This is a genomic window from Luteibacter sp. (assembly GCF_009912395.1).
Lineage (GTDB): Bacteria > Pseudomonadota > Gammaproteobacteria > Xanthomonadales > Rhodanobacteraceae > Luteibacter.
This window is the reverse complement of record NZ_WNDO01000042.1, coordinates 21,358-29,775: the sequence shown is the minus strand read 5'-3', so window position 1 is coordinate 29,775 and position 8,418 is coordinate 21,358. Positions and strand designations below refer to the sequence as shown.

Genomic DNA, 8,418 nt, shown 5'->3' with positions numbered 1-8,418 from the left:
GAGCACCGCGCCCTGTTGGAGCAATACGCTTTGATCGCCAGCATGAGTGCCAGAGGCAACTGCTACGACAACGCAGCAATGGAGAGTTGGAACCACAGTCTGAAGGTCGAGGCCATCCATGGTGAACACCTCGCCACACGGGAGCAGGCCAAGGCTCATGTGTTTGACTACATTGAGGTTGACTACAATCGGATCCGGCTGCACTCGACCCTGGGCTACCTCAGCCCAGAGCAGTACGAGCTGGCCAATGTCGCTTAGATAGGTGTCCGTAAATCAGGGGCAAGATCAGTTCGTCCAACTGGCCAGCGGCCGGGTGCTCAGTGTCGCCGGGTTGTTTTCCAGCACCAGCGTGTGGTGCGGGCTGCCGAAGCGGCGATCCATCATCCGGTCGAGGTATTCGACCTCATTGCGAAAGACATCCTCCGAGCCGTCGCCGCCAAAGGCGATGGCGTAGATGTTCGGCTTGCCCGCCGTGCGTGGCGCCAGGGCGGCAATCGCCTTGCGGACCATGTCCGGCTGCGCCGTGAACACCTGCTCCGGCGTCGGCGCATCGCTGGGCCAGTCGCCATTGTCGACATCCAGGGCCGGTTCGTCGGTGCTCGACGACGGCGCGGGTGCCGATTCCGCAGGAGCTGGTGCGGCCGCGTGGACGACGGGCTCTGGCTGCGTAGTGACCGGCTTCGGGCCGTAGTGGAGAACGCCGATCGTGATCAGCACGCCGGCCGCGAAAGCGGCCAGGACGTAGAGCGGCGTTCGCTGGCGAGGGTCAAGGTGTGATGGCATGGAAATCGGTGACGGCGTGGTGGCCGGCGTCCACCATGGGTAGCGGCGGACGGACGAGGTGCGTGGTGTGCATGCCGACGGCGCGCGCGGCGTCCAGCTCTTCCTTGATGTCGGAGAGGAACAGGATCTGGGCGGCCGGCAGGCCAATGGCTTCGGCGATGCGGCGATAGGACGCCTCTTCGCGCTTGTGGCCGGTCTGGGTATCGAAGTAACCGGAGAACAATGGGGTCAGGTCGCCGCTTTCGCTGAAGCCGAACATGAGCTTCTGCGCCGGTACCGAGCCGGACGAATAGACATAGAGCTTCAGGCCCTGGTCGTGCCACGCCTTTAGGCGCCCGGCGACTTCTGGGTACATATGCGAGGCATAGGCCTTCGACTCGTAGCCTTCACGCCAGATCATGCCCTGCAGGGCCTTCAGCGGCGTGGCCTTACGGTCTTCGTCGATCCAGCGGATCAGCAGGTCGATGATCTCGGTGCGCGAGGCTTCGACGATACCCGCTTCCTTGGCCGCCTCATGCAGCCAACCCTGGACTTCCGGATCGTCGGCGTGGGTCTCTACGAAAGCCGGCAGGTGCTGGCGGGCGTAGGGGAAGAGGACGTCCTTGACGAAGTCGATCGAGCTGGTGGTGCCTTCGATGTCGGTGAGGACGGCGCGGATATCGGTCATGCGGTGAAAGCCTGCGGGTCGGGGAAGACCCGCAGGATAGCCGAGGGGCTGCCGATTACGAAGCGTTGGCGGCCGACGGATGCGGAGCCATGCGCGGGAAGCGCTCGGCGATGTCGGAGCCGGTGAAATTGGCCACCCAGCCCTCGACATTGGTGAAGAGGCGGATAGCCACGAAGTACGGGGACTCGCTCATGTCGAACCAGTGCGTGGTGTTGTCCGGCACGCCGATCAGGTCGCCCTTTTCGCAGAGCACCTCGTAGACCTTGCCCTGGATGTGCAGGGTGAACTGGCCCGCGCCGGCGACGAAGAAGCGGACTTCGTCCTCGCTGTGCGAATGCTCGTTCAGGAACTTCTGCCGGAACGCGGCACGATCCGGGTGGTCGGGCTTGAGGCTGATGACGTCGACGGTCGTGTAGCCATTTTCCGCCATGAGGCGGTCGATGTCGGCGCGATAGGCGGCGATCACTTCGTCCTGGCTGGCGCCCGGGACGATCGGCTGGTTGGCTTCCCACTGTTCGAAGCGCACGCCGACCTTCTTGAGCTGGTCGGAAATGGCTGCGTGCTCGGTGAATTCCGAGCATTCGTGGCTATTGTTATCGTTATAGATGCGCAGGCGGCTCATGGGGAAAGTCTCCGCAGGTCGAGTTCACAGCCCAGCAGGAATTCCAGGGCCTCGAGGTGTCGGCGGGTTTCGGGCATGTCACGGCCCCAGGTGTAAATGCCGTGTCCGTTGATGAGGTAGGCGTACAGCGGCTTGCCTGAGTCGATCCATGCATCCACCTGGGCCTCGAGCTCAGGCATATGCTGGGTGTTGGGGAAAACAGGGATGTCCAACACGCTTTCGTGCGTGGTGTATCCGGATATTGCCTTCTGCAGTTCCCAGCCCTCTAGCCGGATCACGCCCTCTTTGGCGAAAAGCCGCGATGACACGCTTTGCGTACGCGAATGTGTATGCAGTACCACATTCGCCTCGGGAAAGCGCTTGTAAACCTGTGTGTGAAGTCCGGTTTCGGCCGACGGGCGCGAATCGCTGCCGACGGCCTTGCCGTCCATGTCCACCACCATGATGTCGTCGCGACCGAGGCGACCCTTGTCGCGGCCAGAAATGGTGATCGCCGCCAGGTCGTCGTTCAGACGCATGGAGAAGTTGCTGCTGGTGGCGGGTGTCCAGCCGAAGGCAGCCAGTTCGCGCGCGGCATCCGCGATGGCGTCGGCGCGCTGGGCCAGCAGGGCGGGATCGATGTGGGACAAGGTCTTCGACATGGTATTTGGACGTCTAAACAAGGTTGTCAGCATATCACGCCGCCCATGACCGCCCGGTGTTAATGCGAACCACTCCGCTTTTGCCGAACGCGTAGGATGCGGGGCCGGTACCGGCGGGGATGGGAGCCGGCGAATTTTCGATGGAGGTTCTTGCTGTATGTCGCATCACGATTCGAACAATGAGGGGCGTCGTCGTTTCCTCAAGGTAGCCGCCGGCGGCGTGGCTGCTGCCACTGTGCTTGGCGCGCTCCCGCGCCTCGCGGTCGCCCAGGACCTGCCGCACCTGTCGCCGTCCGATCCCACGGCCTTGGCCCTGAAGTATGTCGAGGATGCCTCCAAGGGGCAGGGCCGCAAGACGCCGAAAGATTTCTGCGCAGACTGCAGTTTTTACCAGGGTAAAAACGCCGCCGCCTGGGGCCCGTGTCAGCTGTTCCCGGGCAAGGCCGTGGCCGCCAAGGGATGGTGCGTTTCGCACACGCACCTCGCCTGATTTCGATCCGGGTAAAAACACGAAGGCCAGCCCCAGGGGCTGGCCTTTCTTTTGGGACGATCAAAATGCAGCCCAAGCGCGCCAGGCCGAGGAGCTGACCCGCCTGACGCGCCGGGCGGCAATCCGGGGCCCACTGCCAAGTGATTTACCCTCGGAACCGGGATCATACTCCCCTCGAAGCGTGACCGGCCAATGGCAGTTAAACGGCAGCCTTAAATTTATTGATTTTGTTTAAAAATCAATAAATTGACAGACATTTCCAGAAAATTAACGAAATGTCTGTCACGTCTCGGAAACAGGGCTCAACCCTGCTTGCGAAGGCGGCTGTGACGATAGCTATAGGCGAAATACACGATCACGCCGACGACGGTCCACACACCCATCAAGGCCCAGTTGCGCACGCCCATCGAGTAGAGCAGGAAGATGCAGCTGAGCACGCCGAGCGTGCACATGATCGGCGCGAACGGCACACGGAACGAGCGCGGCACGTCCGGTGCGGTGCGACGAAGGATCAACACGCCGATGCACACTGCGCAGAACGCGACGAGCGTGCCCATGGACGTGAGGTCGCCGAGCAGGTTGAGCGGGAACACGGCAGCGAGCAACGCGATGCCGAGGCCGGTGATGACCGTGTTGATGTGCGGTGTGCGGTACTTCGGGTGGATCGTGGTGAACACTTTCGGCATCAGGCCGTCGCGACCCATGATCATGAAGATGCGCGGCTGCGCGATGATCATCACCAGCACCACCGACGACAGGCCGATCAGCGCGCCGACTTCCACGATGCCGCGCAGCCAGCTCAGTTCCGGATGGTTGCGGATGGCGGTGACCACGGGTTCGGCGGTATCGAGTTCGGAAAACGGCACCAGGCCGGTGAGCACCGCCGCCATGGCGATGTAGAGCACCGTGCAGATGCCCAGCGAAGCGAGCGTGCCGATGGGCATGTCGCGCTGGGGATTCTTGGACTCCTGCGCCGCGGTGGAGGTGGCCTCGAAGCCGATGTAGGCGAAGAACACCATAGACGCGCCACGCAGGATGCCGGGCCAGCCGTACTTGTCGCCGCCCTGGTTCTCCGGGATGAACGGGTGCCAGTGCGACGTGTCGATGTGGCTGGCGCCGACGACGATCACGACGATGATCAGTGCCGTCTTCAGCAGCACCATGGCCATGTTGAGGCCGGCGGACTCGCGGATGCCCACGTAGCAGAGCCAGGTCAGCGCGAGCGTAATGCCCACGGCGGGCAGATTGAACAACGCACCCGTGGTGACCAGGTGCCCATCCACGAAATCCAGCGGCGCGTTGGTGAGCGCCGGAGGAATATGGATGCCAATGTGGTCGAGCAGGCTGACGAAGTAGCCTGTCCAACTGACGGCCACCGCCGAGGCGGATACGCCGTACTCCAGGATCAGGTTCCAGCCGATGAACCACGCGGCGCCTTCGCCGAGGGTGGCGTAGGCATAGGAATAAGCACTGCCCGACACCGGGATGAGCGACGCGAACTCGGCGTAGCACAGCGCGGTGAACACACTGCAGATGGCCGCGATGACGAAGGACAGGATGATCGCCGGACCGGCGTGTTCCGCGGCCGCGACGCCCGTGATGACGAAGATGCCGCCGCCGATCACCGCACCGATGCCCAGGGCGGTCAGGCCCCACGGACCGAGGGTGCGTCGCAGCGCAGGGCCGTGCGCGTCGTCGGGTTCGGCTTGGGGGGATTTCTTGGCGAGCAGCTGTTCGAGCATGGACGACCCGGATGAAGTGAAGCGGAAAGGATACCGTCAAACGTGAGGGGCCGGCGGAAGTCCGCCGGCCCCGGATGGAGATGCGCCTTAGCCGAGCGACTTGCGCAGCTTGCTGTGCGCGTAGCCGTAGCCGAAGTAGATGAGCTGGCCGATCACGATCCAGCCGACCATCAGGCGCCAATGTTCCTCGAACGCCTGCCAGAACAGGTAGACGCAGGCGAGAGCACCGATGACGCAGATGGGCCACACGAAGGGCACGCGGAAGCTGCGCTTCAGGTCGGGGCGGGTGTAGCGAAGGATCAGCACGCCGAGGCAGACCGTGGCGAAGGCCAGCAGGGTGCCCATGGAGACCAGTTCGCCCAGCACGCTCACCGGAAACAGGCCAGCCATGGCGGCGGCGGCGACGCCGACGATCACCGAGCCGATGTACGGCGTGCGGAAGCGCGGGTGCACCTTGGCCATCACCGGCGGCAGCAGGCCGTCACGGGCCATGGAGAAGAAGATGCGCGGCAGGCCCATCAGCATGACCAGGATCACCGACGACAGGCCGGTGATGGCGCCGAGCACCACGATGGTCTTCAGCCACGACAGCTGCGGGTACAAGCCCAGCGCGGTCGCCACCGGCTCCGGCGTATTCAGCATGCGGAACGGGGGCGATGCCGGTGAGGACGAGCGCCACGGCGATATAGAGGACGGTGCAGATCGCCAGCGAACCGAGGATGCCGATGGGCATGTCGCGCTGGGGGTTCTTGGCCTCGCCGGCGGCGGTCGACACGGCGTCGAAGCCCACGTAGGAGAAGAACACGATGGTGGCGGCGCGGAAGATGCCGCTCCAGCCGAACACGCCTTCACCTTCCTGCGGCGGGATGAACGGATGCCAGTTCTCGGGGTTCACCAGGCGGACGGCGAACGCCAGGAACAGCAGGATCACGGTGACCTTGATCACCACGATGATCGAGTTGACGAAGGCGGACTGCGTGATGCCGACGTAGCACAGGCCGGACAGCGCGGCGATGATGATCACGGCGGGCAGGTTGATCAGTGTGCCGGTGGCCTGGATGTGGCCGTTGACGAACTGGAACGGCGCCGACGACAGCGTGGCGGGCAGGGTGATGTCGCTGCCGACCGCCTGGCTGATGAGGCCGAGGAATTCGTTGAGGTAGCCCGACCAACCTGCCGCGACGGTGGCGGCGGCGAACAGGTATTCGAGCACCAGGTTCCAGCCGACGAACCAGGCGACGTACTCACCCAGGGTGGCGTAAGAATAAGAGTAGGCGCTACCGGACACCGGCAGCATGGCGGCGAATTCCGCGTAACAAAGGCCCGCCAGGGCACAGGCGAACGCGGCGATGACGAAACTGATGACCAGGGCGGGACCGGCATGCAGCGCGGCGGCCTGGCCGGTGATGACGAAGATACCGGCACCGATCACGGCGCCGATGCCGAGAAGGATGAGGTGACGCGCGGTCAGTACGCGCTTGAGTTCGCCTCCGTGCGCCCCCGTATCGATGTGTTCGCCAGCGTCTACATGCGGCGCGGCCTCGATCGGATGCGTCGCGAAAAGGTGTTTCAGCATGTGTCTCCCCTACAGCCGGAATGTAGCTTTTTTTGTTGGGACCGCCGCGTCATGCACGGAGGATGCGCCGCTGCCCCATAGCGCCGCACGGCACCATAGCCCAGCGGGCCTTGGCGGTACAAGCTGCATTGCGAGGCATACCAATGCCTTGCACGAGGGGTGGCGGGCGTCGACCATGACTTGCGGCGGTTGTGCATGGGTGGTCGATGTTGTTCAGAAGACCATGTTCACGGCGGCCTGCGGCGCTACGTAATCGGTAACGTTTCGCCCGGCGACAGTGAACTGGACGCCGGCGATGAGTCCGACGTTGGCATTGAAGTGGTATTCCACGGCGGGTGCGAGGCTGATGGCGTGTCCGGAGGCCAGGCGGTGGTCGATGCTGCCGCCACGGGCATCGACACCACGCACGTGGATGGCGCCATTGTGATTCCAGATGGCTTCGCCGACGAGCACCCAGCGGGAATCGAGCGCGTATTCCGCCGCGAAGGTGGCGCTCCAGGATTGTCCCGGCGTCGCGTAGCCGCGAAGACCTGCGTCGGTACCGTAGACGCTGGCGTCGCGCACGCGGATGCGATCGGGCCGCGGACTCCAGGCGACCTGGCTACGCCAACGTAGCGCACGACCGTCTTCGAGCCAGTGCAGGCGTTGCGCACCGACGGCAAGCGTGGTGCGCGCTGCGCCGCTGCCGGTTGCATTAAGTGGATTGGCGTCGAGCTGGTGGTATTTCCCCGTGGTGAAGTTCCTGGCCACGGCAACGGCCAGTACAGTGCCGCCGCCATCGTCGTCGGGTGCGAGCAGTCGTTGTTGCAGGCGCACACCGGTGTCGCCAAGGCGGAGACCATCGGTATGTCGGCCGCCGCCCGACGTGCGCGCGGCGGTGGGCGTGACCTGGATGCCAAAGCTGTCGGTGATGCCGTACGACATGGGCACCGCGATCTGCCACTGGCGGAACTGCGGGCTCGCTACGTGGCGTCCGCCGGTGTTGTCGTAGTCGCCGCGGCTGTTCGAGTGGATGAGATAGGGCTCGATATTGAACAGGCCGCTCGGCAGGGTGTTGACGGCCGGTGTGACCAGGGGGCCGGTGAAACGAGCCGTGCCGGTGGATTGCGCAGGAGCCGATGCGACGGCGAATGCGAGAGCGCCCACCGGCAGGGCGCGAGTGAAAATGGAGTGCGGCATTCGCGATTCCTTGCGTGGTGTAGCGGGGCTGCGAGTGGGTGCGACGCGCTGTATGGCGTGTCGGAATCCATCCTAGGCAGCCGCTCTCCGCGAGGACATCGGACTAGTCTGAAAAAAACGTGCGATTATTGTGGGCTGGATTTCAGCGATACCTGCCATGATGTCAGTCCCTGCGCTTGCCGATGCCTTCCGCCACTACGCCGCCACCTGGCCGCACGAGCCGGAGGTACAACGGTTCACCGACTGGCTGGCGATCATGGATCGGCCGTTCCATCGCGAGACGCTCGAAGGGCATTTCACCGGCTCGGCTTGGCTGGTGAGCGCGGATGGCGAGCGCGTGCTGCTGATGCACCATCGCAAGCTGGGGCGCTGGCTACAGCCCGGCGGCCATGCCGATGGCGACGCGGATCTGGCCGGCGTTGCCCTGCGCGAGGCGGAGGAAGAGACGGGCTTGCGTGACCTTGCGGTCGTGCCGGGCATCTTCGATCTCGACGCGCACCGCATTCCGGCACGCGGGCACGAGCCCGAGCACTGGCACTTCGACGTTCGCTATGTCGTCGTGGCGCGTGGATCCGAGGATTTCGCGATCAACGAGGAATCGCTGGCCATGGCGTGGCGCCCCGTTAGCGAACTGGCGATAGATGCGACGGCGGAAACATCGCTGCGCCGCATGGCGGGGAAGTGGCTGGCGTCCCGAAAGGGTTGACGCCAGCCGGAG

Annotated in this window: 9 protein-coding genes and 1 pseudogene; 3 read left to right on the top strand and 7 right to left on the bottom strand. The window is 64.2% G+C overall.

All coding sequences use genetic code 11. The annotated features are described in order from the left end of the window. The coding region (locus tag GAK28_RS23800) for an IS3 family transposase (RefSeq protein WP_291776025.1) at nt 1-258 on the top strand (258 nt) is incomplete at its 5' end. Nucleotides 259-285: 27 nt separating this feature from the next. Here the strand turns inward: GAK28_RS23800 and GAK28_RS23795 are convergent. Genes GAK28_RS23795 through GAK28_RS23780 form a run of 4 tightly spaced genes read right to left on the bottom strand, consistent with a single transcriptional unit; the run spans nt 286 to nt 2,713 of the window. Beyond that, entirely contained in the window at nt 286-783 is a 498-nt protein-coding gene (locus GAK28_RS23795) for a hypothetical protein (protein WP_291785170.1), read from the bottom strand. Then, entirely contained in the window at nt 767-1,450 is a 684-nt protein-coding gene (mtnC, locus tag GAK28_RS23790) for an acireductone synthase (protein ID WP_291785168.1), read from the bottom strand. The genes GAK28_RS23795 and mtnC overlap by 17 nt, the downstream gene beginning before the upstream one ends. 55 nt (nt 1,451-1,505) lie before the next feature. Then, nucleotides 1,506-2,072, bottom strand: a complete 567-nt coding sequence (locus GAK28_RS23785) for an acireductone dioxygenase (protein ID WP_291785165.1) — start codon at nt 2,070-2,072, stop codon at nt 1,506-1,508. Next, nucleotides 2,069-2,713 carry a methylthioribulose 1-phosphate dehydratase gene (locus GAK28_RS23780; RefSeq protein ID WP_291785163.1) on the bottom strand — a complete coding sequence of 215 codons (645 nt, stop codon included), beginning with the start codon at nt 2,711-2,713 and terminating at the stop codon, nt 2,069-2,071. Before GAK28_RS23780 ends, GAK28_RS23785 begins: the two co-directional genes overlap by 4 nt. 157 nt (nt 2,714-2,870) lie before the next feature. Between GAK28_RS23780 and GAK28_RS23775 the strand changes: the two genes are divergently transcribed. Then, nucleotides 2,871-3,203 carry a high-potential iron-sulfur protein gene (locus GAK28_RS23775; RefSeq protein WP_291785161.1) on the top strand — a complete coding sequence of 111 codons (333 nt, stop codon included), beginning with the start codon at nt 2,871-2,873 and terminating at the stop codon, nt 3,201-3,203. 302 nt (nt 3,204-3,505) lie between these two features. On the opposite strand, the gene GAK28_RS23770 is transcribed toward GAK28_RS23775, so the two are convergent. From GAK28_RS23770 to GAK28_RS23760, 3 genes and pseudogenes are all read right to left on the bottom strand, one after another. Continuing rightward, nucleotides 3,506-4,945, bottom strand: coding sequence for an amino acid permease (locus GAK28_RS23770; RefSeq protein WP_291785160.1), 1,440 nt, complete (start codon nt 4,943-4,945; stop codon nt 3,506-3,508). 87 nt (nt 4,946-5,032) lie between these two features. Next, nucleotides 5,033-6,521: pseudogene (locus GAK28_RS23765) on the bottom strand (amino acid permease). Between the two features lie 213 nt (nt 6,522-6,734). Then, nucleotides 6,735-7,700: a hypothetical protein gene (locus tag GAK28_RS23760; protein WP_291785158.1), complete on the bottom strand. Its 966-nt coding sequence runs from the start codon at nt 7,698-7,700 to the stop codon at nt 6,735-6,737. Nucleotides 7,701-7,956: 256 nt separating this feature from the next. On the opposite strand from GAK28_RS23760, the gene GAK28_RS23755 reads away from it, so the two are divergent. Then, on the top strand, nt 7,957-8,406 hold the full coding sequence (locus tag GAK28_RS23755) for an NUDIX hydrolase (RefSeq protein ID WP_291785176.1): 450 nt from the start codon (nt 7,957-7,959) through the stop codon (nt 8,404-8,406). The last annotated feature ends 12 nt before the right edge of the window (nt 8,407-8,418 follow it).

Excerpts from the sequence above, each read along its gene's own strand:
- GAK28_RS23755 (WP_291785176.1), top strand. The coding sequence starts at position 7,957 with ATGGATCGGCCGTTCCATCGCGAGACGCTCGAAGGGCATTTCACCGGC.
- GAK28_RS23775 (WP_291785161.1), top strand. The coding sequence starts at position 2,871 with ATGTCGCATCACGATTCGAACAATGAGGGGCGTCGTCGTTTCCTCAAG.
- GAK28_RS23760 (WP_291785158.1), bottom strand. The coding sequence starts at position 7,700 with ATGCCGCACTCCATTTTCACTCGCGCCCTGCCGGTGGGCGCTCTCGCA.
- mtnC (WP_291785168.1), bottom strand. The coding sequence starts at position 1,450 with ATGACCGATATCCGCGCCGTCCTCACCGACATCGAAGGCACCACCAGC.
- GAK28_RS23780 (WP_291785163.1), bottom strand. The coding sequence starts at position 2,713 with ATGTCGAAGACCTTGTCCCACATCGATCCCGCCCTGCTGGCCCAGCGC.
- GAK28_RS23795 (WP_291785170.1), bottom strand. The coding sequence starts at position 783 with ATGCCATCACACCTTGACCCTCGCCAGCGAACGCCGCTCTACGTCCTG.
- GAK28_RS23785 (WP_291785165.1), bottom strand. The coding sequence starts at position 2,072 with ATGAGCCGCCTGCGCATCTATAACGATAACAATAGCCACGAATGCTCG.
- GAK28_RS23770 (WP_291785160.1), bottom strand. The coding sequence starts at position 4,945 with ATGCTCGAACAGCTGCTCGCCAAGAAATCCCCCCAAGCCGAACCCGAC.